The organism is Streptomyces sp. SP18BB07 (genome assembly GCF_036322545.1).
Classification (GTDB): Bacteria; Actinomycetota; Actinomycetes; order Streptomycetales; family Streptomycetaceae; genus Streptomyces; species Streptomyces deccanensis.
This window is the reverse complement of the sequence record NZ_JAQYWT010000342.1, coordinates 326,056-351,431: the sequence shown is the minus strand read 5'-3', so window position 1 is coordinate 351,431 and position 25,376 is coordinate 326,056. Positions and strand designations below refer to the sequence as shown.

Annotated in this window: 23 protein-coding genes and 1 pseudogene; 11 read left to right on the top strand and 13 right to left on the bottom strand. The window is 71.2% G+C overall.

Annotation, left to right across the window (positions count from 1 at the left end; translation table 11 throughout):
• Window positions 1-30: 30 nt before the first annotated feature.
• Complete coding sequence (locus PUR53_RS32710) at window positions 31-1,458, bottom strand: ArsA family ATPase (protein WP_329899695.1); 1,428 nt, start codon at window positions 1,456-1,458, stop codon at window positions 31-33.
• Window positions 1,455-2,432: an ArsA family ATPase gene (locus PUR53_RS32705; RefSeq protein WP_329899696.1), complete on the bottom strand. Its 978-nt coding sequence runs from the start codon at window positions 2,430-2,432 to the stop codon at window positions 1,455-1,457. The genes PUR53_RS32710 and PUR53_RS32705 overlap by 4 nt, the downstream gene beginning before the upstream one ends.
• A gap of 151 nt (window positions 2,433-2,583) precedes the next feature.
• Here PUR53_RS32705 and PUR53_RS32700 point away from each other — a divergent pair, with 151 nt between their 5' ends.
• From PUR53_RS32700 to PUR53_RS32685, 4 genes are all read left to right on the top strand, one after another.
• On the top strand, window positions 2,584-2,742 hold the full coding sequence (locus PUR53_RS32700; RefSeq protein ID WP_086785308.1) for a DUF4177 domain-containing protein: 159 nt from the start codon (window positions 2,584-2,586) through the stop codon (window positions 2,740-2,742).
• The gene (locus PUR53_RS32695) at window positions 2,739-3,206 is read left to right on the top strand and encodes a RidA family protein (protein WP_329899697.1); all 468 of its coding nucleotides are present in this window, start codon (window positions 2,739-2,741) and stop codon (window positions 3,204-3,206) included. Before PUR53_RS32700 ends, PUR53_RS32695 begins: the two co-directional genes overlap by 4 nt.
• A 60-nt stretch (window positions 3,207-3,266) precedes the next feature.
• Window positions 3,267-4,136: an NUDIX hydrolase gene (locus tag PUR53_RS32690; RefSeq protein WP_329910645.1), complete on the top strand. Its 870-nt coding sequence runs from the start codon at window positions 3,267-3,269 to the stop codon at window positions 4,134-4,136.
• A 184-nt stretch (window positions 4,137-4,320) separates the two neighbouring features.
• Complete coding sequence (locus PUR53_RS32685; protein WP_329910643.1) at window positions 4,321-5,151, top strand: MBL fold metallo-hydrolase; 831 nt, start codon at window positions 4,321-4,323, stop codon at window positions 5,149-5,151.
• 246 nt (window positions 5,152-5,397) lie between these two features.
• Here the strand turns inward: PUR53_RS32685 and PUR53_RS32680 are convergent, their stop codons facing one another.
• A complete protein-coding gene (locus PUR53_RS32680; RefSeq protein ID WP_005476003.1) occupies window positions 5,398-6,072 on the bottom strand; it encodes a Crp/Fnr family transcriptional regulator in 675 nt (224 codons plus the stop codon).
• 257 nt (window positions 6,073-6,329) lie between these two features.
• On the opposite strand from PUR53_RS32680, the gene nth reads away from it, so the two are divergent.
• The 3 genes from nth (at window position 6,330) to PUR53_RS32665 (ending at window position 9,575) form a co-directional block, all read left to right on the top strand.
• The gene (gene nth / locus PUR53_RS32675; protein WP_443078226.1) at window positions 6,330-7,358 is read left to right on the top strand and encodes an endonuclease III; all 1,029 of its coding nucleotides are present in this window, start codon (window positions 6,330-6,332) and stop codon (window positions 7,356-7,358) included.
• A 154-nt stretch (window positions 7,359-7,512) separates the two neighbouring features.
• The gene (locus PUR53_RS32670) at window positions 7,513-8,256 is read left to right on the top strand and encodes an NUDIX hydrolase (RefSeq protein ID WP_329899701.1); all 744 of its coding nucleotides are present in this window, start codon (window positions 7,513-7,515) and stop codon (window positions 8,254-8,256) included.
• 119 nt (window positions 8,257-8,375) lie between these two features.
• On the top strand, window positions 8,376-9,575 hold the full coding sequence (locus PUR53_RS32665; protein WP_329899702.1) for a MarP family serine protease: 1,200 nt from the start codon (window positions 8,376-8,378) through the stop codon (window positions 9,573-9,575).
• A gap of 51 nt (window positions 9,576-9,626) precedes the next feature.
• Here PUR53_RS32665 and PUR53_RS32660 read toward each other — a convergent pair whose 3' ends face one another.
• The 6 genes from PUR53_RS32660 to PUR53_RS32635 all read right to left on the bottom strand — a co-directional run bounded on the left by PUR53_RS32660 (window position 9,627) and on the right by PUR53_RS32635 (window position 17,475).
• Window positions 9,627-9,806: a hypothetical protein gene (locus PUR53_RS32660; protein ID WP_078853953.1), complete on the bottom strand. Its 180-nt coding sequence runs from the start codon at window positions 9,804-9,806 to the stop codon at window positions 9,627-9,629.
• 127 nt (window positions 9,807-9,933) lie between these two features.
• On the bottom strand, window positions 9,934-10,896 hold the full coding sequence (locus PUR53_RS32655) for an alpha/beta fold hydrolase (protein ID WP_329899703.1): 963 nt from the start codon (window positions 10,894-10,896) through the stop codon (window positions 9,934-9,936).
• The gene (locus PUR53_RS32650) at window positions 10,893-11,372 is read right to left on the bottom strand and encodes a phage holin family protein (RefSeq protein ID WP_329899704.1); all 480 of its coding nucleotides are present in this window, start codon (window positions 11,370-11,372) and stop codon (window positions 10,893-10,895) included. The genes PUR53_RS32655 and PUR53_RS32650 overlap by 4 nt, the downstream gene beginning before the upstream one ends.
• Before the next feature lie 51 nt (window positions 11,373-11,423).
• The gene (gene nhaA, locus PUR53_RS32645; protein ID WP_329910642.1) at window positions 11,424-12,827 is read right to left on the bottom strand and encodes a Na+/H+ antiporter NhaA; all 1,404 of its coding nucleotides are present in this window, start codon (window positions 12,825-12,827) and stop codon (window positions 11,424-11,426) included.
• 133 nt (window positions 12,828-12,960) lie between these two features.
• Entirely contained in the window at window positions 12,961-14,919 is a 1,959-nt protein-coding gene (gene acs, locus PUR53_RS32640; RefSeq protein WP_329899706.1) for an acetate--CoA ligase, read from the bottom strand.
• A gap of 171 nt (window positions 14,920-15,090) precedes the next feature.
• Window positions 15,091-17,475 (bottom strand): SulP family inorganic anion transporter, encoded by a 2,385-nt coding sequence (locus tag PUR53_RS32635; RefSeq protein ID WP_329910640.1) that lies wholly within the window; start codon window positions 17,473-17,475, stop codon window positions 15,091-15,093.
• 261 nt (window positions 17,476-17,736) lie between these two features.
• Here PUR53_RS32635 and PUR53_RS32630 point away from each other — a divergent pair, with 261 nt between their 5' ends.
• Window positions 17,737-19,041: a hypothetical protein gene (locus PUR53_RS32630; protein WP_329899708.1), complete on the top strand. Its 1,305-nt coding sequence runs from the start codon at window positions 17,737-17,739 to the stop codon at window positions 19,039-19,041.
• Window positions 19,042-19,047: 6 nt separating this feature from the next.
• On the opposite strand, the gene PUR53_RS32625 is transcribed toward PUR53_RS32630, so the two are convergent.
• Window positions 19,048-20,028, bottom strand: a complete 981-nt coding sequence (locus PUR53_RS32625) for an ATP-binding protein (RefSeq protein WP_329899709.1) — start codon at window positions 20,026-20,028, stop codon at window positions 19,048-19,050.
• 99 nt (window positions 20,029-20,127) lie between these two features.
• On the opposite strand from PUR53_RS32625, the gene PUR53_RS32620 reads away from it, so the two are divergent.
• On the top strand, window positions 20,128-20,961 hold the full coding sequence (locus tag PUR53_RS32620; protein ID WP_329899710.1) for an oxidoreductase: 834 nt from the start codon (window positions 20,128-20,130) through the stop codon (window positions 20,959-20,961).
• A gap of 398 nt (window positions 20,962-21,359) precedes the next feature.
• On the opposite strand, the gene PUR53_RS32615 is transcribed toward PUR53_RS32620, so the two are convergent.
• Window positions 21,360-22,184 (bottom strand): HAD family hydrolase, encoded by an 825-nt coding sequence (locus tag PUR53_RS32615; protein WP_329899711.1) that lies wholly within the window; start codon window positions 22,182-22,184, stop codon window positions 21,360-21,362.
• A gap of 574 nt (window positions 22,185-22,758) precedes the next feature.
• Here PUR53_RS32615 and ssd point away from each other — a divergent pair.
• Together ssd and PUR53_RS32605 are read left to right on the top strand one after the other, a co-directional pair.
• Window positions 22,759-23,853 (top strand): septum site-determining protein Ssd, encoded by a 1,095-nt coding sequence (gene ssd, locus PUR53_RS32610; RefSeq protein WP_329899712.1) that lies wholly within the window; start codon window positions 22,759-22,761, stop codon window positions 23,851-23,853.
• A 73-nt stretch (window positions 23,854-23,926) separates the two neighbouring features.
• Window positions 23,927-24,517, top strand: a pseudogene (locus tag PUR53_RS32605) (ATPase, T2SS/T4P/T4SS family); the annotation flags it as partial.
• A 381-nt stretch (window positions 24,518-24,898) separates the two neighbouring features.
• Here the strand turns inward: PUR53_RS32605 and PUR53_RS32600 are convergent.
• A complete protein-coding gene (locus tag PUR53_RS32600; RefSeq protein WP_329910639.1) occupies window positions 24,899-25,093 on the bottom strand; it encodes a hypothetical protein in 195 nt (64 codons plus the stop codon).
• Between the two features lie 2 nt (window positions 25,094-25,095).
• On the bottom strand, window positions 25,096-25,302 hold the full coding sequence (locus PUR53_RS32595; protein ID WP_329910638.1) for a hypothetical protein: 207 nt from the start codon (window positions 25,300-25,302) through the stop codon (window positions 25,096-25,098).
• Between the last annotated feature and the right edge of the window lie 74 nt (window positions 25,303-25,376).

Below are 25,376 nucleotides of genomic sequence, written 5' to 3'. Positions count from 1 at the left end.
TCATCGGCCTTCCGTCAGGTCGGCTTTCCGTCAGTCGTCGGAGGTGGGCAGTTCCGGCCTTATGGCCGCGAGCCGGGCTCCGATGTCCCGCAGACCCGCCAGGTCGTGGACATCTCCGGGCAGCGCGGCCACTTCGGCCACGGCCACCTCGGGATGAAGTGCGGTGAAGCGGTCACGCGTGCGCTGCTCGCGCGAGAGCAGACGCATCCGCTCGGCATGCAGCCTCAGCAGGCCGACCGTGAGTTGTTCCACCGTCAGGTCCGGGGCGGGGGAGCCGTCCTGGTGACCGGTCGTTGCGGGAGAGTCCGAACTGACTGGACTGGCTGGACTGTCCGAACTGGCCGGATTGGCTGAACTGGCTGGGCTGGCTGAACTGTCGTACGTGTCGGGAGAGTTACGAACTGCTTTCCCGTCCATCTGATCCACAATGCGGGGGTCGTCAAGATTTTCCGCGGCGGCGAGCGCGCGCTCGGCGGACAGCTGGGCCGCGCCGCTGCCATGGACACGGTTGAGCACCAGCCCGGCCAGCGGCATGTCCTCGGCCGCCAACCGCTCCACGAAGTACGCCGCCTCACGCAGCGCGTCCCGCTCCGGCGCCGCCACCACCAGGAAGGCCGTGCCGGGCGCCTGGAGCAGCTTGTACGTGGCATCGGCGCGCGTACGGAAACCGCCGAACATGGAGTCCATGGCGGCCACGAACGTCTGCACGTCCTTGAGCAGTTGGCCGCCGAGCAGCTTGCCCAGGACGCCCGTCATCATCGACATGCCGACGTTCAGGAACTTCATCCCGGCCCGCCCGCCGACCTTCGCGGGCGCCAGCAGCACCCTGATCAGCTTGCCGTCGAGGAACGACCCCAGCCGCTTCGGCGCGTCCAGGAAGTCCAGTGCCGAACGGGACGGCGGCGTGTCGACGATGATCAGGTCCCACTCGTCCCGGGACCGCAGCTGGCCCAGCTTCTCCATCGCCATGTACTCCTGCGTGCCCGCGAAGCCCGCCGAGAGCGACTGGTAGAAGGGGTTGTTCAGGATCGCGGACGCCCGGTCGGGGTCCGCGTGCGCCTCGACGATCTCGTCGAACGTGCGCTTCATGTCGAGCATCATGGCGTGCAGTTCGCCGTCCCCGTCGACGCCCTTCACCCGGCGCGGGGTGTTGTCCAGCGAGTCGATGCCCATGGACTGGGCGAGCCGCCGGGCCGGGTCGATGGTCAGCACGACCACCTTGCGGCCGCGCTCGGCGGCACGCAGTCCGAGGGCCGCCGCCGTGGTCGTCTTGCCCACACCGCCCGCGCCGCAGCACACCACGATGCGGGTGCCCGGGTCGTCCAGCAGGGGATCGACGGCCAGGGGCCGGGTCGAGTCGATCACGCGATGTCCGTCGGGCCCCTGGGACGGGGCGTGAGTGGGGTCCGATGCGTGGGCGTGCGCCGCGTCGCGTGCGGCGGCCGGGTCCGGAGTCATGAGATCCCTTGCTGACGCAGTTCCGTGGCGAGCTCGTACAGGCCCGCGAGGTCCATACCCTCGGCGAGCAGCGGCAGTTCGTGCAGCGGCAGGCCCAGTTCACCCAGGACGCCCCGCTGTTCGTGCTCCAGCGTGTACCGCTCGGCGTACTCCTCGGCCTGCGCGAGCAGCGGCTCCACCAGCCGCTCGGCGTTGCCGCCGCGCCGCGCGCCGCCCAGGCCCGCCGTGGACAGGGACTTGGCGACGGCCGTACGCGGCACCGCGCGCGCGAACTCCAGCTCGTCGGCGTCCAGCATTTCGGGCCGCACCATGTTGACGATGATCCGTCCCACCGGCAGCTTCGCGGCCCGCAGCTCGGCGATGCCGTCCGCCGTCTCCTGGACGGGCATCTCCTCCAGCAGCGTCACCAGGTGCACGGCCGTCTCGGGGGACTTCAGGACCCGCATGACGGCCTGGGCCTGATTGTGTATCGGGCCGATCTTCGCGAGACCCGCCACCTCGTCGTTGACGTTCAGGAAGCGGGTGATGCGCCCGGTGGGCGGCGCGTCCATGACCACGTAGTCGTACGTGAACCGCCCGCTCTTCTCCTTGCGGCGCACCGCCTCGCAGGCCTTGCCCGTCAGCAGCACGTCCCGGAGGCCGGGCGCGATGGTGGTCGCGAAGTCGATGGCGCCGAGCTTCTTCAGCGCCCGGCCCGCCCCGCCGAGCTTGTAGAACATCTGGAGGTAGTCCAACAGGGCCAGTTCGGGGTCGATGGCCAGCGCGTACACCTCCCCGCCCCCGGGGGCCACCGCGATCTTCCGCTCCTCGTACGGCAGTGCCTCCGCCTCGAAGAGCTGTGCGATGCCCTGTCTGCCCTCGACCTCGACCAGGAGGGTGCGCTTCCCCTCGGTCGCGAGGGCGAGCGCGAGTGCGGCGGCGACCGTGGTCTTTCCGGTCCCGCCCTTGCCACTGACGACCTGGAGCCTGCTCACGTATTCGAGCCTAACCAGTCCGCACGCGGCATACGCGGGAGGCTGTGGACAACTTGTGCCCCTGCCGTCTGTCGGCCCCCGCGCGACCCGTGCCCGGACGGCGACGGAACCCGTGCCGGACGCCGGCCGGGCAGCGGATAAAGTCGGCCACATGACCAAGTGGGAATACGCAACCGTGCCGCTGCTCGTCCACGCCACGAAGCAGATTCTGGACACCTGGGGCGAGGACGGCTGGGAGCTCGTCCAGGTCGTGCCCGGGCCGAACAACCCCGAGCAGCTGGTGGCCTACCTGAAGCGGCCCAAGCCGTGAGCGCCGTCGAGGCGAAGCTCGCGGAACTCGGGCTGAGGCTGCCCGAGGTCGTCCCGCCGCTCGCCGCGTACCAGCCGGCCGTGCGCAGCGGGGTGTACGTCTACACCGCCGGGCAGCTGCCCATGGTGGACGGCAAGCTGCCCGTCACCGGCAAGGTCGGCGCCGAGGTCACCCCCGAGGAGGCCAAGGAACTCGCCCGCACCTGCGCGCTGAACGCCCTCGCCGCCGTCAAGTCGGTGGCGGGCGACCTGGACCGCGTCGCGCGCGTGGTGAAGGTCGTCGGCTTCGTGGCCTCGGCCTCCGACTTCACCGGCCAGCCCGCCGTACTGAACGGCGCGAGCGAACTCCTGGGTGCCGTCTTCGGCGACAAGGGCGTCCACGCGCGCAGCGCGGTCGGCGTGGCGGTCCTGCCGCTGGACGCGCCGGTCGAGGTGGAACTCCAGGTGGAGCTGGCCACCGCCTAGGCCCGCCAGGATCGCGGAGGCTCACTCGAACATCAGCCCGTGACGAGTTAGCCTCCGCCCATGGCAAACGGGCAGTGGTACCCAGCCGAGTGGCCGGACCGTATCCGCGCACTGGCGGCCGGCACGCTGACACCGGCGATCCCCAGGCGGGCCGCCACCGTCATGCTGCTCAAGGACACGGCCGACACCCCGGTCGTGCACATGCTGCGCAGACGCGCCTCGATGGCCTTCGCCGGGGGCGCGTACGCGTATCCGGGCGGCGGCGTGGACCCGCGCGACGACGACCGGCACATCCGCTGGGCGGGCCCCACGCGCGCGTGGTGGGCGTCCCGGCTCGGCGTCGACGAGAACGACGCGCAGGCGATCGTCTGCGCGGCCGTCCGGGAGACGTACGAGGAGGCGGGCGTCCTGCTCGCCGGGCCGAGCCCCGACACCGTGATCGACGACACCACGGGCGACGACTGGGAGGCCGACCGCGCGGCGGTGGCCGCGAGGGAGCTGTCCTTCGCCGAGTTCCTGGAGCGCCGGGGACTGGTCCTGCGCTCCGATCTCCTCGGCGCCTGGGCGCGCTGGATCACCCCCGAGTTCGAGGCCCGCCGCTACGACACCTGGTTCTTCGTGGCGGCCCTCCCACAGGGCCAGCGCACCCGCAACGCCTCCACGGAGGCCGACCGCACGGTGTGGATCCGCCCCCGGGACGCGGCGGACGGCTACGACAAGGGCGAGCTGATGATGATGCCGCCCACCATCGCGACCCTGCGCGGACTCGCGGAGTACGACTCGGCCGCCGCCGCGCTCGCCGCCGCACCCGCACGCGACCTGACACCCGTCCTCGCCCGGGCCCGCCTGGAGAACGACGACGTGGTCCTCTTCTGGCCGGGCCACGACGAGTTCACCAAGCGCGTTCCGGCCGCCGGAGACCCCGCATGACCGCGGCGACAGCCCTCCCGCAGGCGACAGCCCTCCCGTCGGCGACGGCCCTCCCGGGCCGCTCGGGCGCTGGGCCCGGGTCTACGCACATGTCCCCCGCAGCGCCGCGCGGCCGCCGGGGCGCCGTACGGGCCCGCGACCGACACCGTGACACTCCCACCGTCCCGCTGGAAGGCACCTCCGCATGACCGACGCAGCAGCCCTTCCCGGCCAGCCCAGGGGCGGTGTCCTGTCCGGCCCCGCCACCGCGCGTGCCGTCAACGTGCTCGCGCCGAACGCCTCAGTGATGACGCTGGACGGCACCAACACCTGGATCGTCTCCGAACCGGACTCCGAGCTCGCCGTCGTGATCGACCCCGGTCCGCTGGACGACGCTCATCTGCGCAACGTCGTCGACACGGCCGAGAAGGCCGGCCGACGCATCGCGCTGACCCTGCTCACACACGGGCACCCCGACCACGCGGAGGGCGCCGCCCGCTTCGCCGAGCTGACCGGGACGAACGTGCGGGCCCTGGACCCGGCGCTGCGGCTCGGCGACGAAGGACTGGGCGCGGGCGACGTCGTCTCGCTCGGCGGCCTCGAACTCCGTGTCGTCCCGACCCCCGGCCACACCGCCGACTCGCTCTGCTTCCACATCCCGGCCGACCGGGCCGTCCTGACCGGGGACACCGTCCTCGGGCGCGGCACGACCGTGGTGGCCCACCCCGACGGCCGCCTCGGCGACTACCTCGACTCCCTGCGCCGCCTCAGGTCCCTCACGGTCGACGACGGCGTCCACACCGTCCTCCCCGGCCACGGCCCCGTCCTGGAGGACGCCCAGGGCGCCGTCGAGTTCTACCTCGCCCACCGCGCCCACCGGCTCGCCCAGGTCGAGACGGCCGTCGAGAACGGCTACCGCACTCCGGGCGAGGTGGTCGCCCACGTCTACGCGGACGTCGACCGCTCCCTGTGGCCCGCCGCGGAACTCTCGGTACGGGCACAGCTGGAGTACCTCACCGAACACGGCCTGATCTGACCGAATATGGCGCGCCCTGATCGAACGTGCCCCTGGTCTGGCCGATCCCCGAGCCTGAGTGCCCGCCTCCGGGCTTCACGGACGTCCGGGGCGTCACACCGGACCTCAGGACCCTCTCAGGCCCCACAGGCCCCTCCCAGGCGCGTCCAGGGGGGTTCGAGGGGGCGCCCCCGGGTCCCTGAACGCGACAACGGGGCCCGTCCCGAGAAACGAGACGAACCCCACCGGCGTACCGCAACCCCCGCGTCAGCGAGACCGCTTGGCCAGTCGCTCCACGTCCAGCAGGATCACCGCGCGAGCCTCCAGGCGCAGCCATCCGCGCTGCGCGAAGTCCGCCAGCGCCTTGTTCACGGTCTCCCGGGAGGCGCCGACGAGCTGCGCCAGCTCCTCCTGCGTGAGGTCGTGCACCACGTGGATGCCTTCCTCCGACTGCACGCCGAAGCGGCGGGAGAGGTCCAGGAGCGCACGGGCGACCCGCCCGGGCACGTCCGAGAAGACCAGGTCGGACATCTGGTCGTTGGTCTTGCGCAGACGCCGCGCGACCGCGCGCAGCAGCGCCGCCGCCACCTCGGGCCGCGCGTTCAGCCAGGGCTGGAGGTCGCCGTGGCCGAGGCCCAGGAGCTTGACCTCGGTCAGCGCGGTGGCCGTCGCGGTGCGCGGGCCCGGGTCGAACAGCGACAGCTCGCCGATCAGCTCACCGGGGCCGAGCACGGCCAGCATGTTCTCGCGGCCGTCGGGCGACGCGCGGTGCAGCTTCACCTTGCCCTCGGTGACCACGTACAGGCGGTCACCCGGGTCGCCCTCGTGGAAGAGAGCGTCACCGCGCGCGAGGGTCACCTCACTCATGGAGGCGCGGAGCTCCGCGGCCTGCTCGTCATCGAGCGCCGCGAAGAGCGGGGCGCGCCGCAGAACGTCGTCCACGAGTTCTCTCCTTGTCGACCTGCTCAGGGGATCTTGCTCCCCGTACTACCAGGGGACCGTGTTCCCCATCTTGCCGGACGGTCCAAACAGTGTGATCTGTCACAAGGATGCCGCACACATGTCCCGGGGTAAGCGTCAGGGGTCCAATTGGGGGCCGATCTTCTGGGCCCGGGGCGGATGTCGGTGCCGGGCTTTAGGCTGGCCGGGTGTCCAAATCGCCGGTGAGAGCGCAGGCCGAGGGGGCTGGGCGGGTGGTTGTGCGGCGTGATTCCGCTGTGGGCGAACAGGGCCCCACGGGAGCGAACAAAACGGCAAAGGCGACGAAGGTGTCCGATCCATCAGCGGCGGAGAACCCCGCCCGGAAGACCACGGCCCCGGCGAAAGCGGGCCCGGTGAAAAGAGCGGCCCCGGTGAAGAAGGCCGCCGCTGCCCCGAGGACGACAGGCGCGAAGAAGGCGGCCGAGACGCAAGGGGCTGCCCCGGCCCGCAGGACGCCCGCGGCGGCCAAGCCCGAGTCCCGGACCGCCCTCGTCCGCCGTGCCCGTCGCATCAACCGCGAGCTCGCCGAGGTGTACCCGTACGCGCACCCGGAGCTGGACTTCGAGAACTCCTTCCAGCTGATCGTGGCGACGGTCCTGTCCGCGCAGACGACCGACCTGCGGGTCAACCAGACGACACCGGCGCTCTTCGCGAAGTACCCCACCCCCGAGGACCTGGCCGCGGCCGACCCGCAGGAGGTCGAGGAGATCCTGCGGCCCTGCGGGTTCTTCCGGGCCAAGACGAAGTCGGTGATGGGGCTGTCGAAGGCCCTGGTGGAGAACCACGGGGGCGAGGTTCCCGGCCGTCTCGAAGACCTCGTCAAGCTGCCCGGCGTCGGCCGCAAGACGGCCTTCGTGGTGCTGGGCAACGCGTTCGGCAGGCCCGGCATCACCGTGGACACCCACTTTCAGCGACTCGTACGGCGCTGGCGATGGACCGAGGCGACCGACCCGGACAAGATCGAAGCGGCCATCGGCGCGCTCTTCCCCAAGAGCGAGTGGACGATGCTGTCGCACCACGTGATCTTCCACGGCCGCCGCATCTGCCACGCCCGCAAGCCGGCCTGCGGGGCATGCCCCATCGCTCCGCTCTGCCCGGCGTTCGGCGAGGGCGAGACGGACCCGGAGAAGGCCAGGAAGCTCCTGAAGTACGAGAAGGGCGGCTTCCCCGGACAGCGTCTCAAGCCTCCGCAGTCCTACCTGGACGCGGGCGGCATCCCGGCCCCGCCCCTCGGAGCCGCCGGATGACACCCTGCACCGCCCACCCGAACCCACACCCCACCGCGCCCGCCGTGTGTCTTCCCCACCCCGGCCGCCGGCACCCACACGAGGGACGCGGGGGCCAAGTGGAACGATCAGGGGTCCTCCGGGCGTTGGGACCGGAAGAACGACGGGGGTGGCTATGACACGCGCGAGCCGGACGGACGGCGGCACGGACACCGACAACGGACACCAGACGGGGCACCACGCGTGGGCCGGGCCCGTCGCCCTGGACAAGACCGGCCTGCCCACCTGGCTGGACCCGGTGGTGCGCGCCGCCGAGACGGTCGAGCCGCTCCAGCTGAGCCGCTTCCTGCCCCCGGAGAACGGCTCGGGGCGGCAGTCGGCGGTCCTGATCCTGTTCGGTGACGGCCCCGAAGGGCCCGAGTTGCTGCTCATGGAGCGCGCCGGCTCGCTCAGATCGCACGCGGGCCAGCCGTCGTTCCCGGGCGGCGCCCTCGACCCCGAGGACGGCGACCCGGGGACCGACGGCCCGCTGCGCGCCGCCCTGCGCGAGGCCGAGGAGGAGACCGGCCTCGACCCCGCCGGTGTCCAGCTCTTCGGTGTGCTGCCCAAGCTCTACATCCCGGTCAGCGGCTTCGTCGTGACCCCCGTCCTGGGCTGGTGGCGCCGCCCCACCCCGGTGCGGGTGGTCGATCCGAACGAGACCGCCCGCGTCTTCACCGTCCCCGTGGCGGATCTCACGGATCCCGCCAACAGAGCCACCGCCGTGCACCCCCGCGGCTACGCGGGTCCGGCATTTCTGGTCGAATCAGCCCTGGTGTGGGGTTTCACGGCCGGAGTGATCGACCGTCTGCTGCACTACTCGGGCTGGGAACGCCCGTGGGACCGCGAGAAGCAGGTCCCGCTCGACTGGCGCTCATGACAGGGTGTCTGCCGTGCTGCGTCTTTTGGGGCCGGTTGCGGCCCCCTGTCGCCGCGCGGCGGACCGGTGCCCCGGTCGGCCTGTAGTGATCGCGTAGTGACGAGGCGAGGCTTGAAGCGGTGAACGTGCTGGACATCCTGTTGCTGGTCGCCGCTGTCTGGTTCGCGATCGTGGGCTACCGACAGGGCTTCGTCGTCGGCATCCTCTCGGTGATCGGCTTCCTCGGCGGCGGTCTCGTCGCGGTCTACGCCCTGCCCTTCATCTGGGACTGGATGACCGACAACTCCGAGGTCAGCACGGCCGCCGCGGTCGTCGCCGTGGTCATCGTGATCGTCTGCGCCTCCGTCGGCCAGGCCCTGACCACCCACCTCGGCAACAAACTGCGCCGCTACATCACTTGGTCCCCGGCCCGAGCCCTGGACGCCACCGGCGGCGCCCTGGTCAACGTCGTCGCCATGCTCCTGGTCGCCTGGCTGATCGGTTCCGCACTCGCCGGAACGACCCTGCCGACGCTCGGCAAGGAGGTCCGCAACTCCAAGGTGCTCCAGGGCGTGGCCGGCGCCCTGCCCACCCAGGCGGACACCTGGTTCGCGGACTTCTCCTCGGTCCTCACGCAGAACGGCTTCCCGCAGGTCTTCAGCCCGTTCTCGAACGAGCCGATCACCGAGGTCCAGCCCCCCGACCCGGCGCTCGCGAGCAGCCCGGTCGCCCAGCGCGCCAAGCGATCCATCGTCAAGGTCATGGGCACCGCCCAGAGTTGCGGCAAGGTCCTCGAAGGCACCGGCTTCGTCTTCGGCGAGCGCCGGGTCATGACCAACGCGCACGTGGTCGGTGGAGTCGACGAACCCACCGTCCAGATCGGCGGTGAGGGCCGCAAGTACGACGCCAAGGTCGTCCTCTACGACTGGGAGCGCGACATCGCCGTACTGGACGTGCCCAGCCTCAAGGCGCCCGCGCTGAAGTTCACCACCAAGGACGCCGTCAGCAGCGACGACGCGATCGTGGCGGGCTTCCCGGAGAACGGCGCGTACGACATCCGGCCCGCGCGCGTGCGCGGTCGCATCACGGCCAACGGCGCCGACATCTACAAGCGCGGCACCGTCCACCGTGACGTCTACTCGCTGTACGCGACCGTCCGTCAGGGCAACTCCGGCGGCCCGCTGCTCACGCCCGAAGGCAAGGTCTACGGCGTGGTCTTCGCGAAGTCCCTCGACGACCCGGAGACGGGCTACGCCCTCACCGCGGACGAGGTCGAGGAGGACATCGCCAAGGGCCGTACGGCCAACCAGCAGGTGGACAGCGACAGCTGCGCGCTCTGAGGCCGGGCAGGGCCGGTGGTGTGAGGTCCTGTGCGGGTCGCCCCGCAGGGGTCAGGGACGAGGATGGCGCAGCCGGGCCGAGACCCAGCGGGCCCGGCGGCGCAGGATGCGCGGAATGCCCAGCCGGGGATCGGTGCCCTGCAGTTGCGGGCCGCCCCTCTGGTGGGAGCTCAGGCCCGAGGCCGAGCGGCGGTTGCGTGCTGCGTCACTGTAGTCGTGCGTCCAGCCCATACCCCGACGTGTGCCCCCGCCCCAAGGTCGATAACCGCCCCCACGCCCCCCAATTGGCCTATGCGCCGGGCAAGTGGCTGTTCGTGGAACAGGTGTTCACGTTCGGATAGCGGGCGGCCCGGCCGACTCACCGGTCGGGCTCGGGGTCCTTCAGCCAGTTGATGAGTTCGGTCGAGAACGCCACCGGGTCCTCCTCGTGCGGGAAGTGTCCCAGACCGTCGAACAGCCGCCAACGGTACGGCGCTTCGACGTACTCCCCGGATCCGGCCGCGCTGCGCGTGCGCATCACCGGGTCGAGCGAACCGTGCAGATGGAGGGTGGGCACCCGGACCGGCCGCTTCATCCGGCGGTTGAACTGGATGCCGTCCGGGCGGGCCAGGGACCGCACCATCCACCGGTACGGCTCGATCGAGCAGTGCGCGGTCGACGGGATGCACATCGCCCGCTGGTACGCCTCCACGGCCTCGTCGTCGGGCAGCCGCGGCCCCGACCAGTCCCGGATCAGCCGGCCGACCAGGGCGCCGTCGTCCGCGGTGAGCTGCCGCTCGGGGATCCAAGGTCGCTGGAATCCCCAGATGTAGGAGCCCGCGGAGGTCTGCTTGACGTCGGAGAGCATCGCCGAGCGCCAGCGCCGGGGGTGCGGCATGGAGGAGACGGCGAGCCGCCGGACGAGCTTGGGGCGCATCACGGCAGCCGTCCACGCCAGATAGCCGCCCAGGTCGTGACCGACCAGCGCGGCGTCGGGCTCGCCGAGGGAGCGTACGACCCCGGTGATGTCGAGGGCGAGGTTCGCCGGGTCGTAACCCCGGGGGGTGCGGTCGCTGCCGCCGACCCCGCGCAGATCCATGGCCACGGCCCGGAAGCCGGCCTCGGCGAGGGCGACCAGCTGGTGCCGCCAGGTCCACCAGAACTGCGGGAAGCCGTGCAGCAGCAGCACCAGCGGTCCGTCGCCCACCTCGGCGATGTGGAAACGCGCGCCGTTGGCGGCCACGTCCCGGTGGATCAGCTCCTTGGCGCCGGGCACGTCGAGCCGTACGGGAGACGCGGGCTGATTCGAGGGGGCGGCCGGTGCGGTCGCGGGGTCGGTCATGACGTCGAGCGTGCCACAGCCTCGACGGCGCCGTCGGCCGGGGCGGTCCGACGGGGGTGCGGCTTGGCGTTCTGCAGCACACCCGCCGTCTCCTTCATGGACGCGGCGACCTTCTGCGGGCCCTGCCCCTTCTTGGCCTTCTTGGAGAAGACGACGCCGACGACCGCCAGGACGACGGCGACCAGCACGTTCGCCGCGAACGACAGCAGGAAGCAGATCGCCAGGTTCCAGTCGCTCCAGGTGCGGATGCCGTACGCCAGGGCGAAGCTCAGCATCGGCAGGGAGAAGATCAGCACCGCGCCGGCGGCCGTGAACGCGCCACCGCCGACCATGCCGCGCTTGACGTCCTGCCTGAGCTGGGCCTTGGCCAGCGCGATCTCGTCGTGCACCAGCGCGGACATCTCGGCCGTCGCCGAGGCGAACAGCTGGCCGACGCTGCGTTCGGCTCCGACCGGGCTGCCGTCGGGTGCGCTCATCGGGATCTCCCTCATATGCGTTTGTACGGTCCTGTCTACGGTCCTGTCAGATCATGCCGGACCGTCGTCGCCGACGCCTGCCCCGCCCGCCACTTCGGCAAGCCTGCGATGTTCGGCGGCCTTGCGTTCGTAGATCTCCGCCATGCGCAGGTGGTACGCCGGGTCACCCTGTTCGTAGATGTCGGGGATGCCGTCGAGATCGTCGTCGCGCTCCTCGGCGGCCCACAGGGCCTGGTACTTGGAGTTCCGCAGCTTCAAAAGGACGGTCGCCAGGACCGCCGCGACGAGGGAACCGGTGAGGACGGCGGCCTTGACGCCGTCGGTGAGCACCTGGTCACCCTCGAAGGCCAGTTCGCCGATGAGCAGCGACACGGTGAAGCCGATCCCGGCGAGGGAGGAGACGGCGAAGACGTCCGGCCAGGACAGGTCCTCGGAGAGCGAGGCCCGGGTGAAGCGGGCGGTCAGCCAGGTCCCGCCGAAGATCCCGACCGCCTTGCCGACGACCAGCCCGAGCACCACCCCGAGCGTCTCCGGCTGCGTGAACACCTTCGCCAGCGCGTTGCTCGACACCGCGACCCCGGCGCTGAACAGGGCGAACAGCGGCACCGCGAGACCGGCTGACAGGGGGCGCGCCAGATGCTCGATGTGTTCGCCGGGGGAGCGCTGCTCCCCTTCGCGCCGGGTGCAGCGCAGCATGAGCCCCATCGCGACCCCGGCGATGGTGGCGTGCACGCCGCTGTTGTACATCAGCCCCCAGACGACGAGCGCGAGCGGTACGTACACGTACCACCCGTGTACGCCCTTCCTCAGCAGCAGCCAGAACACGGCGAGGCCGGCGAACGCGCCGCCGAGTGCGGCGAAGTTCAGGCCGTCGGTGAAGAACACCGCGATGATCAGGATCGCGCACAGGTCGTCGACGACGGCGAGGGTGAGCAGAAAGGCCCGCAGCGCGTTCGGCAGGGAGGTGCCGATGACGGCGAGGACGGCCAGCGCGAAGGCGATGTCGGTGGCCGTGGGCACCGCCCAGCCGGCCAGGGAGCCGCCGCCGGTGAGGTTGGTGAGCGTGTAGACGAGCGCGGGTACGGCCATGCCGCACAGCGCGGCGATCACGGGCAGCGCGGCCGTTCTGGGGTCCTTGAGGTCACCGGCTACCAGTTCGCGTTTGAGTTCGATGCCGGCGACGAAGAAGAAGATCGCGAGGAGCCCGTCGGCCGCCCAGTGCGCCACGGACAGGTCGAGGCCGAGCGCCGCGGGGCCGAACCGGAAGTGGCTGACGCTCTCGTAGCTGTCGTGCAGTGCGGGGACGTTGACCCAGACCAGCGCGGTGACGGCAGCCAGGAGCAGCAGCACACCCCCGACGGTCTCCGTGCGCAGCGCGTCCGCCACGAAGGTCCGCTCGGGCAGGGAGAGCCGGCCGAGGACCTTGCGGGCGGGGGTGGTGCGGGACGCGGCCACGATGGGGACCTCCGGTCGGTGGACAGCACGGAACGCTCGCCGACCAGACTTCCCGGCACACCTGTTCTTTAGTTTAGCTAAGGGGCACCCGGCGCGCTTGTCGCCGGGTGCCCCGGAGGCCGTACGTGACGCGTCAGTCCTCGCTGGGCGCCGCCGGCAGCTTGGCCTGGATGAGGTCCATGACCGTGGAGTCGGTCAGCGTCGTGACGTCGCCGAGCTGACGGTTCTCCGCCACGTCACGCAGCAGGCGCCGCATGATCTTCCCGGAGCGGGTCTTCGGCAGCTCCTGCACCGGCAGGATCCGCTTCGGCTTGGCGATCGGGCCGAGGGTGGCGCCCACGTGGTTGCGGAGGTCGGCGACGAGGCTCTCGTCCTCGGCGTTCGCCGTGCCGCGCAGGATCACGAACGCCACGATCGCCTGACCGGTGGTCTCGTCGGCGGCGCCGACCACGGCCGCCTCGGCCACGGACGGGTGCGAGACGAGCGCGGACTCCACCTCGGTGGTGGAGATGTTGTGGCCGGACACGAGCATCACGTCGTCGACGCGGCCGAGGAGCCAGATGTCGCCGTCGTCGTCCTTCTTCGCACCGTCACCGGCGAAGTACTTGCCCTCGAACCGCGACCAGTACGTGTCGAGGAAGCGCTGGTCGTCGCCCCAGATGGTGCGCAGCATCGACGGCCACGGCTCGGTGAGGACGAGATAGCCACCGCCGCCGTTCGGCACCTCGTTGGCCTCGTCGTCGACGACGGTCGCGGAGATGCCCGGCAGCGGCGTCTGCGCGGAACCCGGCTTGGTCGACGTCACGCCCGGCAGCGGCGAGATCATCATCGCGCCGGTCTCGGTCTGCCACCAGGTGTCCACGATCGGCGTCGCGTCGGCCCCGATGTGCTTGCGGTACCAGATCCACGCCTCGGGGTTGATCGGCTCACCGACGGAGCCGAGGACGCGCAGCGAGGACAGGTCGAACTTCGCGGGGATGTCGTCGCCCCACTTCATGAACGTACGGATGGCCGTGGGCGCCGTGTAGAGGATCGTCACCCCGTACTTCTGCACGATCTCCCAGAACCGCCCCTGGTGCGGGGTGTCCGGCGTGCCCTCGTACATGACCTGCGTCGCGCCGTTCGCCAGGGGCCCGTAGACGATGTACGAGTGGCCGGTGACCCAGCCGACGTCGGCCGTGCACCAGTACACGTCCGTCTCCGGCTTGAGGTCGAAGACAGCGTGGTGGGTGTACGACGTCTGCGTCAGGTAGCCGCCGGAGGTGTGCAGGATGCCCTTGGGCTTACCCGTCGTGCCCGACGTGTACAGGATGAACAGCGGGTGCTCGGCCCCGAAGGGCTGGGGGGTGTGCTCGCTGCTCTGCCGGTCGACGATCTCGTGCCACCACACGTCACGGGAGTCGTTCCACGCGACGTCCTGGCCGGTGCGGCGGACGACGAGAACGTGCTCGACATTGCCGGCCCGGTCGGCCGCGTCGTCCACGGCGGGCTTGAGCGCGGAGGGCTTGCCGCGCCGGTAGCCGCCGTCGGAGGTGATGACCACACGCGCGTCCGCGTCCTGGATACGGGTCGCGAGCGCGTCCGCGGAGAAACCGCCGAAGACGACGGAGTGCGCGGCGCCGATCCGGGCGCAGGCGAGCATCGCCACGGCCGTCTCCGGGATCATCGGCATATAGACCGCGACCCGGTCGCCCGCCTGGACACCCAGCTCCAGCAGGGCGTTGGCGGCCTTGCTCACCTCGTCCTTGAGCTCGGCGTAGGTGATCGCCCGGCTGTCTCCGGGTTCGCCCTCGAAGTGGATGGCGACCCGGTCGCCGTTGCCGGCCTCGACGTGCCGGTCGACGCAGTTGTACGCGACGTTGAGCTCGCCGTCCTCGAACCACTTGGCGAACGGCGGGTTCGACCAATTCAGCGTCTCGGTCGGCTCCTTGGCCCAGGTCAGCCGCCGGGCCTGAGCCGCCCAGAAGCCGAGCCTGTCAGCCCTGGCCTGCTCGTACGCCTCGGCCGTGACGTTGGCGCTCTCGGCCAGGTCAGCGGGCGGCGCGAAGCGTCGCTCCTCCTTCAAGAGGTTGGCCAGGCTTTCGTTGCTCACGACATCTCCCTTGCGGTGCTTTGCCGGGGCGACCGTTGTGTCCCAGGCCACAGCTCATCAGACCCGGACCCCCGATGACAAGGGTCTTCTTCGGATTGGTTTAGACCTGTGGGCGGGGTGGCCCTGCGGCCAGGACGCCACCCCTTCCCACGGACCCGGAGGGAAATCGGTTCACGCGCGCGTGTCGTACAGGACCGTCCCGGTCGGGTCGGCCGGGGCGGACGGGCCGATCGTGCCGGTGACCTGATCGAAGACTCCGCTCTCGGGCGCTGCTTCCGTGAGCAAGTAGGCCTGGGCCTCGCCCACGTGGAAGTACATGCCGTGCAGTTCGAGCATCCCCTCGCGCAGCGCGCGGGCGACGGAGTCGTGGGCTCTGAGGTGTTCCAGCTGCTGGATGATGTTGGTCAGGCACAGCTGTTCGATGGCGTCGGCGGGTTCACGACCCGCGAGACGGGCCCAGGGGCGGTTCTTGTCGGTCGCGCGCTCCAGGCTGGGCCGGCCGTGCCGCAGCCAGCGCTTGAGTGGGGTCTGGGCGCCGTGCGGATCGGTCTTGAGCAGGGCCTGCATCGCGCCGCAGCCGGAGTGCCCGCAGACGGTGATGGACCGTACCTTCAGCACGTCCACCGCGTACTCGATCGCCGCGGCCACCGAGTCGTCGCCGCTCTCCTCGCCGGGCAGCGGGACGAGGTTGCCGACATTGCGGACGACGAAGAGGTCGCCGGGACCACTGGAGGTGATCATCGATGTGACGAGCCGGGAGTCGGCGCAGGTCAGGAAGAGCTGCGAGGGCTGCTGACCCTCACGCGCCAGCCGGGCCAGCTCCCCGCGGACCAGAGGGGCGGTGTTGCGCTGGAACGCACTGATGCCGCGCGCCAGTTGGTGACCGTTCGGGCCTTCGGCCGCCTCCTCCTGCGGTGTGCCCGCGGTCGGGGTGTCCGGGGCCTCGCACTGGTGGTTGCGCCAGGGCGTCCAGGGCCGGCAGCGGCAGCCGGCCGCCGAGGTGCTCGCGGGCTCGGCGATCCGGGTCCCGGCGCGGCCGGTGATCTCCACGGTGCCGCCCCGCGCGTGGTGCGCGTGCTGCCAGTCCTGCAGCGACTCGTACGCCGCGTGGTCCATGAATGAGCCGTCCAGCTCCACCATGGTGGTGGCGCCCACGGGGACCTGGTGCAGGACACGGCTGAGGCGGGGCACCGCCAGAAACGTCAACTGGCCGCGCACATGGACGTGATGGACTCCGTCCCTCTCGTCATGGGTGATGCGGGTGCGGGTGAGGCGGTGCAGGGCGACGCCGACGGCCACGGCGATGCCGAGCGCGACGCCCTCCAGGACGCCGAAGACGACGACCCCGAGGGTGGTGACGGTGTAGACCAGCACCTCGCGGTGGCGGGTGACCGTGCGGATGTGGTGCAGGGACACCATCTGGATACCGACGGCCATCACCAGGGCGGCGAGTGAGGCGAGGGGGATCAGCTCCAGGACGGGCACCATGAGCAGGGTGGCCGCGACCACCCAGACGCCGTGCAGCATCGTGGAGTTCCGGCTGGTGGCGCCGGCTCGGACGTTGGCCGTGCTGCGGACGGCGACGCCGGCGATCGGCAGGCCGCCGAGGGCGCCGGAGACGACGTTGGCCGCGCCCTGGCCGCGCAGTTCGCGGTCGAGGTCGGAGCGCCGTACGTCGGTCCGTCCCGCCGCCAGTTTGTCCATGGCGATGGCTCCGAGCAGCGACTGCACGCTGCACACGAGCGTGGTGGTGAGGACGGCCGCGACGAGGCCGAGCACCGGTCCGTCGGGCACTCCGGCCAGGGCGTGACTCCGCCAGGACGGCAGCTCGACCTTGGGCAGGCTCAACGCGGCGACCGCGGCCGCCGCAGTGGCGCCGGCCACGGCGACCAGGGCCGCCGGGATCATGCGCAGTTGCCGGCCGACCTGGCCGGGGAGTCGGGGCCAGGCGAGCAGCAGGACGAGGGTGAGGACGCTCACGGAGAGCGCGGCGGGGTGCACATGCGCCAACTGGGCGGGCAGGGCCCCGAGATTGGCACTCACGGAACTCTGAGGGGTGCCGCCGAGCACGATGTGGAGCTGGGCGACGGCGATGGTGACGCCGATGCCGGCGAGCATGCCGTGCACGATCGCGGGGCTGACGGCGAGCGCCGAGCGGGCCACGCGCAGGTGGGCCAGGCCCAGTTGGGAGAGGCCGGCGAAGACGGTGATGGCACAGGTGGTGCGCCAGCCGTACTGGTGGATGAGGTCGGCGGTGACGACGGTGAGGCCGGCCGCGGGGCCGCTCACCTGGAGAGGGGAACCGCCGAGGCGCCCGGCCACGATTCCGCCGACGGCGGCCGCCACGAGGCCGGCCTGAAGCGGGGCGTCGGTGGCGAGGGCGATGCCGAGGGACAGGGGGAGGGCGATCAGGAAGACCGCGATGGAGGCGGACAGGTCGGCGGCCGAGACATGGAACCGGCGACGCGGTCCCTCCGGCGGGCTGTGCGGTCGGTGGTCACGCTCCGTCCGGTTCGAGTCCGGGTCGGTGGTGGGGGTGGGGACGCAGGCGGACATGTTCTCCCGTCTCCTCCGGGGCTGCGCGGACGCGTCGGTTCGCGCCCGTGGGGCACGGCGTTCAGTGGCGGGATTTCTCAACGCTCAGTAAACGAATCGTAATGCAGGGTAAAGGACACGCAAGAACATTAGCCGCAAATGGGTTATTAGATCACTCGTGGGGGTGAATGAAGCCTTTCATCGGCTTGTCGTATTAATCATGATCGGAACTCTGTGTGACCTTGGCCGCTCTGCCCCTGAGCGAAGGAAGGTGGGCGGGACATGGCCGTCACCCAGAGGATCGCCGCCGGAGTCACGCTCGCCGCGACCTGTACCGCGGCGCTCGCCGGATGCGGGATCGGTGAGCCGACGACGACCGCCGGCTCACCCGGCGCGAACAGAACCGAGCAGGAGGGCCGGCAGGGTGGGCCCACGGAGGGGGGCGCCCCGGCGCCGCCCAAGACGGCGGTCCGGCTGATCGGCGACGGCTCCACCGCGTACACCGGTGTGCAGCCGCACCTGCCCAGACCGCAGCGGCTGAAGCCCGGTCAGCGGCCCCCGCAGTTCGTGGTCTTCTCCTGGGACGGCGCGGGGGAGGACGGCCAACGGCTCTTCTCGCACTTCCGCGAGGTCGCCCGAGCGAACGACGCGACCATGACGTACTTCCTGAGCGGCGTGTACATGCTGCCGGAGGAGAAGCGGGACCTGTACCGGCCTCCCCAGCACTCGCCGGGCCGCTCCGACATCGGGTTCAACGACGTCCGCGGAATCAAGGACACCGTGGAACAGCTGCGCGGCGCATGGCTGGAGGGCAACGAGATCGGCACCCACTTCAACGGCCACTTCTGCGGTCCCGGCGGCGGGGTCGGCGAATGGACGGTCGAGGAGTGGAAGAGCGAGATCGCCCAGGCCAAGTCGTTCGTGAAGGCATGGAAGACCAACACCGGAACGAAGGAGGCCGAACCCCTGCCCTTCGACTACGACAAGGAGTTGATCGGCGCCCGCACACCCTGTCTGGAGGGGCAGACGAACTTCAAGCGGGCCGCCCGGGACCTGGGTTTCCGCTACGACACCAGCGGCGTCCGGGATCAGGTCTGGCCCGAGAAGAAGGACGGGCTGTGGGACCTGTCGATGCAGCTGGTCCCCGTCCCGGGGCGGGACTTCGAGACGCTGACCATGGACTACAACTTCTACGTGAACCAGTCCGGCGCCCGGGCGGGAGCACCCGGCCGGCGCGAGCAATGGGGCGACCAGTTCCGTGACGGGCTGCTCGCGGGCTTCGAGCGCGCCTACGAGGGCAACCGCGCGCCCCTGATCATCGGCAACCATTTCGAGTCCTGGAACGGCGGCGTCTACATGCGCGCCGTCGAGGAGGCCATCGAGGCGGTCTGCGGCAAGGCCGAGGTGCGCTGCGTCTCCTTCCGGCAACTCGCCGACTGGCTCGACGCCCAGGACCCGAAGGTCCTGGACAGGCTGCGCGGCCTGGGGGTCGGCCAGTCCCCGAAGGGGGGCTGGGAGACCTTCCTGTCCGCCGGAGCGGCACCGGCCCCGAAGGGGGTTCCGGGGGCACCCGCGGCAAAGCCGTAGCCGCACTCACACGGCGGCGGCGACCTCTTCGCCGAGCATGAACTCGGGGTCGATCTGCGCGGCCAGATCGGCCCCGGTCCTCTCGTTGCCCCAACTGGTGGCGTTCTTCAGGTGGAAGTGCGCCATCTGACGGGTGTAGCGCTCCCAGTCGCGCAGCTCGTACGTGGCATCGGCGGCCTCGTGCAGGGCGCGCAGGGAGCGGCGGTTGGCCTCCTCCAGATGCTCGAAGCGGGGCGGGCGGCCCTTCTCCAGGGCGCGCACCCAGTCCGAGCGGCCGAGGGCGACCAGCAGGTCGTCCCCGACCTCGGCGCGGAGGAAGTCGAGGTCGTCCTGGCCGTGCACCTTGTTCCCGACGACCTTCAGGGCGACGCCGTAGTCGGCGGCGTACTCCTTGTACTGGCGATAGACGGAGACCCCCCTCCGGGTCGGCTCGGCCACGAGGAACGTCATGTCGAAACGGGTGAACATGCCGGAGGCGAAGGAGTCGGAACCGGCCGTCATGTCGACCACCACGTACTCCTCGCGGCCGTCGACCAGGTGGTTCAGGAACAGCTCCACCGCTCCCGTCTTGGAGTGGTAGCAGGCGACCCCCAGATCCGAGTCGGTGAAGCGGCCGGTGACCATCAAACGGACCGCCCCGCCGTCGAGTTCCACCGGGCGGGCACAGGCGTCGTAGATCGCGTTGGGCTCGCAGATCCGCACCAGACGTGAGCCGTCGCCCGGCGGGGTGGTCTTGATCATCGTCTCGGCGGAGGCGATCCGCGGGTTGGAGCCCCGCAGATGGTTCTTGATCAGCGCCAGCCGCTCGCCCATCGCGGGCAGTTCGGCGGCCTCCGACTCGTCGAGGCCGAGGGCGGCGCCCAGGTGCTGGTTGATGTCCGCGTCGATGGCGACGACGGGGACGCCCGAGGCGGCGAGGTGGCGGATGAACAGGGCGGACAGCGTGGTCTTCCCACTCCCGCCCTTCCCGACGAAAGCAATTTTCATGTTCACTAACGGTAGCGGGATGGGCGCCAAGGGTGTTCGCGCGGTGGGGAAGACCACTCCTTCGAGGGGTCGGCCGACGGTGCGCGTAGGGTCGCACTCATGAGTACGACAGGTGCGGCCGCCGATCCGCTCGCGGCCCTGGGAGAGCTTCCCGGTGTGGCCGAATCCGTGGAGTCCGTGCGCAAGTCCGTGGACCGGGTCTACGGCCACCGCGTCATGCGCCGGCGCAGCAACGCCGTCACCTCCGAGGCGGCCCTGCGGGGCGCGCGCGGCTCGGCGGCACTGTCCGGGGCCGACTGGGCCCTCGAAGAGGTGCGTCGCCGTACGGACTTCAGCGGCCAGGACGGTGACGACGAGGCCCGCGCCATGGGCGCCGCGCTGCGGCTCACCGCCGAGGCGGGTCAGCTGCTGTCGATCTGGCGGCAGTCGCCCCTGCGGGTGCTGGCCCGTCTGCACCTGGTCGCGGCCGGAAGCGACGACGCGCGCGTGGGGCGTCCGCGACAGGACGGCGAGACCGTCGAGGAGCCCCTTGTCGAGCTTCCCCTGCCGGGTGCGGCGGAGGTCGCGGGCCGGCTCGACGGCCTCTCCGAGCTGATCATCAAGGGCAGTTCGGCCCCGGCCCTGGTGACCGCCGCCGTCGTCCACGGTGAACTGCTCGCCCTGCGGCCCTTCGGTTTCCACAACGGCCTCGTCGCGCGCGCGGCCGAGCGGATCGTCCTGATCGGCAGCGGCCTCGACCCCAAGTCGGTCTGCCCGGCGGAGGTCGGCCACGCGGAACTCGGCCGCGCCGCCTATCTGGCCGCCCTCGACGGCTACGCCTCCGGCACGCCGGAGGGCATGGCCGCCTGGATCTCCCACTGCGGCAGGGCGATCGAACTGGGCGCGCGCGAGTCGACGGCCGTGTGCGAGGCGCTGCAGCGTGGGGCGGCGTAGAAAGTCAGGTGCGGAAACCCGCGGGGTGGGCGGCTGAGACCCCCGGAAAAGGGTTGCGGCGGTACGAGAATTCGTACCGCCGCTGGCATGTCCACCCGGTTACCAAGCGTCCTCGATATATGCCCATCAGGCCGGGAACTATGGCCCGTGACCTGGTGCGGCTGGCCCGTAATCGACGGGTCGACGTCGCGTGGGTGCCCGGTGTTCATGCTAGGTCCGTGGGGCCAAAATGAGTTGTTAAAGGTGATCCTCTCGGATGTCCTTTGGTCTCGCGGGCCTTGAATCCTTTCTACTCCAGGACCTGGGCAAGCGGAACCCCTCGATGCGCTTCTTTACTTTTAGGTTCAAAGAGGGTGAATCCGCTGCCGGGGCGCGGGCAGCGGGGCGCTGGTCGCGGGTCAGGCGGGCGCCACGCGGCGCCGGCTCGCGTACCAGACGAGTCCTGCGGTGGCCGCCGCGGCGCCTATGGCGGCCGCCGCGAGAAGGGCGGGCCGCGGCCGCACGGCCAGGCGCTGCTTGAGGCGCACCGGGCGGTGGAAGTCGAGAATGGGCCACCCGCGCGCGAGGGCCTCCTTGCGCAGCGTCCGGTCCGGGTTCACCGCGTGCGGGTGGCCCACGGCCTCCAGCATCGGCAGGTCCGTCGCCGAGTCGCTGTACGCGTAGCAGTGCGCGAGGTCGTACTCCTCGGACTCGGCCAGTTCCCGGATCGCCTCCGCCTTCGTCGGACCGTAGGCGTAGTACTCCACCTCGCCGGTGAAGCAGCCGTCGTCGCCGACGACCATCCGGGTCGCCACCACCCGGTCCGCGCCGAGGAGCTCGCCGATCGGCTCGACGACCTCGGCGCCGGAGGTCGAGACGATGACCACGTCCCGTCCCGCGATGTGGTGCTCCTCGATGAGGGAGGCGGCCTCGTCGTAGATGATCGGGTCGATCAGGTCGTGCAGGGTCTCGGCGACGATGTCCTTCACCTGTTGGACGTTCCAGCCCCGGCACAGCGCGGACAGATACTTCCGCATCCGTTCCATCTGGTCGTGGTCGGCGCCGCCCGCGAGGAACACGAACTGGGTGTACGCCGTTCGCAGGGCGGCCCTGCGGTTGATCAGGCCGCCTTGGTAGAACGACTTGCTGAACGTGAGCGTGCTCGACTTCGCAATGACCGTCTTGTCCAGGTCAAAGAAGGCCGCTGTGCGGGGCAAGGAGTGGTTTTCCACGGGGCCGAGCATATGCGCCCGCCATTCGGGCTAGTGTGGGGCGCGTGGGTTTGCCTGAGAGGCCTCTCGGGTACACCATGGAAGTCACGGATCGTTCGCGACCGTGCTAACCCGGTCCGGCTCCTCCCCCCCCGAGTCGGCCGTGGAGACGACCCCCACTCTCCCCCCCGGTGGGGGTCGTCGCATGTCCGGACGCATTTCTCTCTTCCCCCCGGCCCGCGAGGCGCTCTCGTGCCCTCGTGGGCTTTCCTCTGCCCTTCCACAGGATCCGTCACCGTCCGTAGCCGTCGGGATGCGCTGTGGAAGTCGTACCGGAGTCGCCTGTTCGGGTGACGGCGATATTCACAAGGGCCGGGTTGTCCACAGTTATCGACCAAGATCCACACGATTTCCCGGACCGCTGCACCGTGATTCCAGCGCGTCCCGACGGCGGCGAGTTGGAGGTCGTTCCGTTTCGCGGATGCGTAGCGCCGGATTCCGCCGACCGCCTCAGCGGCGGCCGATCTCCGGTGCCTCACACAGGAGTTGAACACGGCCTCCGGAACTCCGGGCGGCCGCGTTCACGCAGCGAAGGGGGTTGGAGAACGTGGCGGGAACCATCACGGACGACCGGCCGTCCGCCGCCGAGGGGCGGCAGGGCAGGCCGTTGATCGTCACCGAGGACGTGGAACTGCTGGACGACCTGCTGCGCCTGTGCGCGGCCGCGGGCGCCCGGCCGGAGGTCCACCACGGGGTGCCGGAGAGCCGGGGCCGGTGGGAGACGGCGCCGCTCGTGCTCGTCGGGAACGACGCGGCGCGGCGGCTGCGGGGGGCCGCGCGCAGACGGGGAGTGGTGCTCGTCGGCAAGGACCAGGACGACTCCGGGGTCTGGCAGCGGGCCGTCGAGATCGGCGCCGACCACGTCCTGATGCTGCCGGACGGAGAGCAGTGGCTCGTCGACCGGATCGCCGACGTGGCGGAAGGCGTCGGCAGGCCGGCGCTCACCGTCGGCGTCGTCGGCGGACGGGGCGGCGCCGGTGCGTCCACGCTGGCCTGTGCCCTCGCCGTCACCTCCGCGCGGCAGGGCACCCGCACCCTCCTCGTTGACGCCGATCCGCTCGGTGGCGGCCTGGACGTGCTCCTCGGCGGCGAGAGCGCCGACGGACTGCGCTGGCCGGCCTTCGCCGCCTCACGCGGCCGCGTCGGCGGCGGCGCGCTGGAGGAGTCGCTGCCCGAGTTGCACGCCCTGCGCGTCCTCAGCTGGGACCGGGGCGACGCCGTGGCCATCCCGCCCCAGGCCGTCCGCGCGGTGCTCGCCGCGGGCCGGCGGCGTGGCGGCGCGGTCGTCGTCGACCTGCCGCGCCGTATCGACGAGGGCGTCGCCGAAGCCCTCGCGCAACTGGACATGGGGCTCCTGGTCGTCCCGGCCGAGCTGCGTGCCGTCGCGGCCGCCTCCCGGGTCGCCTCTGCCTTCGGCATGGTCCTCCGCGACCTCCGTGTGGCGGTCCGCGGCCCGTACGCCCCCGGTCTCGACGACCACGAGGTCGCCCGCCTCCTCGGGCTGCCGCTCGCGGGCGAGGTGCCCACCGAGGCCGGGCTGCCCGACGGCGGCACACCACCGGGAGGCATCACACGCGGACCGCTCGCGCGATTCTGCGAGGGCTTCTGGGAGCGCGCCGCGGTCCGGGGTGAGGCGGCGTGAACCGGGTGCCGGGCGGCGCAGAGTCACGGGAAGCGGGACCTCGCGGGCAGCGTGCGATCGGGGGCGAGGCCGTATGAACGGGATGTCCGACGACGGTCTGCTGGACGGCGTACGGCAGTGGCTCGTCGAGAGCGGGGCCGAGCCGACGCCCGCGCGCGTGGCGCAGGCGCTGCGCGAGCGGGGGCGGGTGCTCGGGGACGCCGAGGTGCTCGGAGCGGCCGAGCGGCTGCGGTCGGAGCTGGTGGGAAGCGGACCTTTGGAGCCGCTGCTCGCCGATCCCTCGGTCACCGATGTGCTGGTGTCGGCGCCGGACCGGGTGTGGGTGGACCGGGGCGGCGGCCTGGAGCTCACCGGGGTCTCCTTCCCGGACGCGGCGGCCGTACGGCGGCTCGCGCAGCGCCTGGCGGCAGTCGCCGGGCGCCGACTGGACGACGCCCGACCGTGGGTGGACGCCCGGCTCCCGGACGGCACCCGGCTCCACGCGGTGCTCCCGCCGGTCGCCGTCGGTTCCACCTGTCTGTCCCTGAGGGTCGTCCGGCCCCGCGCCTTCACCCTCGCCGAACTGGTGGCGGCGGGCACGGTGCCGCCCGGCGGCGACCGCGTCCTGCGGGCGCTGATCCGCTCCCGATTGTCGTACGTCGTCAGCGGCGGGACCGGGACAGGGAACCCCAATAAGATTCTGTAACACCTCTAAAAGGATTTCCTGGGGGAAGGCTCAAGAGGCGGCAATAGACCCCCCTTGACCTGCTGCTTTCCGCGCGCCGATGCCCCGCCATGTGATCGCCTTCGAATCGAAGGTGAGGGCGAAAAGCGGCCCCGGCCGGGACACGCATCACCGGCCGGGGCCTGGGACCGCCCGCCCCTAGGAACCGACGGGCGCAGGGGCGAGCGGTGGCTCACCGCTTACGCGAGTGGCACGAGCACCCGCAGTGGATCGTCATGATGGGCGCCTCCCAGTCAGGGGCGCCCTCCCGGTAGATGTCCCCGGGGCCGTCGCAGTACTGGTGCATTCCGTGCTCGCACTCGGGGGTCTTCCCCACGGCGGTCACAGCGGCTGGTCGGCGAGCGGGACCAGGTCGTAGGCGTGGCGGCATGAGGCGCAGGCGAACAGCCCTGGGGTTCCGGGGCCGGAGCCCTGATCGTCGGGGACCCGTACGAGCCGGGCGCTGCGGCTGTAGTCCTCGTGCCACGAGCACCAGGCGAACGACGTCCCGGCCTCGGTGTCCTGGTCGGCGGCCACGGTCACCGCCTCCGCTTCTGGCCCGGCTGGTGGTGGTTGCGGATCTCGATGTTGAGGTCCGACGCCCTCGACCGGTCGTCCCGGGCCCGGGCCTCGGACCGCTGCACGACCAGCGCCGCGCACACCCCGCAGTCCGCCGGCGGAACCGGGTCTTCGAGCGGGAGGCCGAGGGTGACCGGCAGCTCCTGAATGCTCTGCTGGCGGCTCACAGGCTCGTCTCCGTCCGCAACTGGAGGGCGAGTTCGGCCGGGGCGGGTGTTCCGCCCGTGCGGGTGGTAGAAGT

Coding starts and splice junctions, on each gene's coding strand:
- PUR53_RS32710 (WP_329899695.1), bottom strand. CDS start 1,458: ATGACTCCGGACCCGGCCGCCGCACGCGACGCGGCGCACGCCCACGCA.
- PUR53_RS32700 (WP_086785308.1), top strand. CDS start 2,584: ATGACCAAGTGGGAATACGCAACCGTGCCGCTGCTCGTCCACGCCACG.
- PUR53_RS32690 (WP_329910645.1), top strand. CDS start 3,267: ATGGCAAACGGGCAGTGGTACCCAGCCGAGTGGCCGGACCGTATCCGC.
- PUR53_RS32685 (WP_329910643.1), top strand. CDS start 4,321: ATGACCGACGCAGCAGCCCTTCCCGGCCAGCCCAGGGGCGGTGTCCTG.
- PUR53_RS32670 (WP_329899701.1), top strand. CDS start 7,513: ATGACACGCGCGAGCCGGACGGACGGCGGCACGGACACCGACAACGGA.
- PUR53_RS32660 (WP_078853953.1), bottom strand. CDS start 9,806: ATGGGCTGGACGCACGACTACAGTGACGCAGCACGCAACCGCCGCTCG.
- PUR53_RS32655 (WP_329899703.1), bottom strand. CDS start 10,896: ATGACCGACCCCGCGACCGCACCGGCCGCCCCCTCGAATCAGCCCGCG.
- PUR53_RS32650 (WP_329899704.1), bottom strand. CDS start 11,372: ATGAGCGCACCCGACGGCAGCCCGGTCGGAGCCGAACGCAGCGTCGGC.
- PUR53_RS32635 (WP_329910640.1), bottom strand. CDS start 17,475: ATGTCCGCCTGCGTCCCCACCCCCACCACCGACCCGGACTCGAACCGG.
- PUR53_RS32630 (WP_329899708.1), top strand. CDS start 17,737: ATGGCCGTCACCCAGAGGATCGCCGCCGGAGTCACGCTCGCCGCGACC.
- PUR53_RS32625 (WP_329899709.1), bottom strand. CDS start 20,028: ATGAAAATTGCTTTCGTCGGGAAGGGCGGGAGTGGGAAGACCACGCTG.
- PUR53_RS32620 (WP_329899710.1), top strand. CDS start 20,128: ATGAGTACGACAGGTGCGGCCGCCGATCCGCTCGCGGCCCTGGGAGAG.
- PUR53_RS32615 (WP_329899711.1), bottom strand. CDS start 22,184: ATGCTCGGCCCCGTGGAAAACCACTCCTTGCCCCGCACAGCGGCCTTC.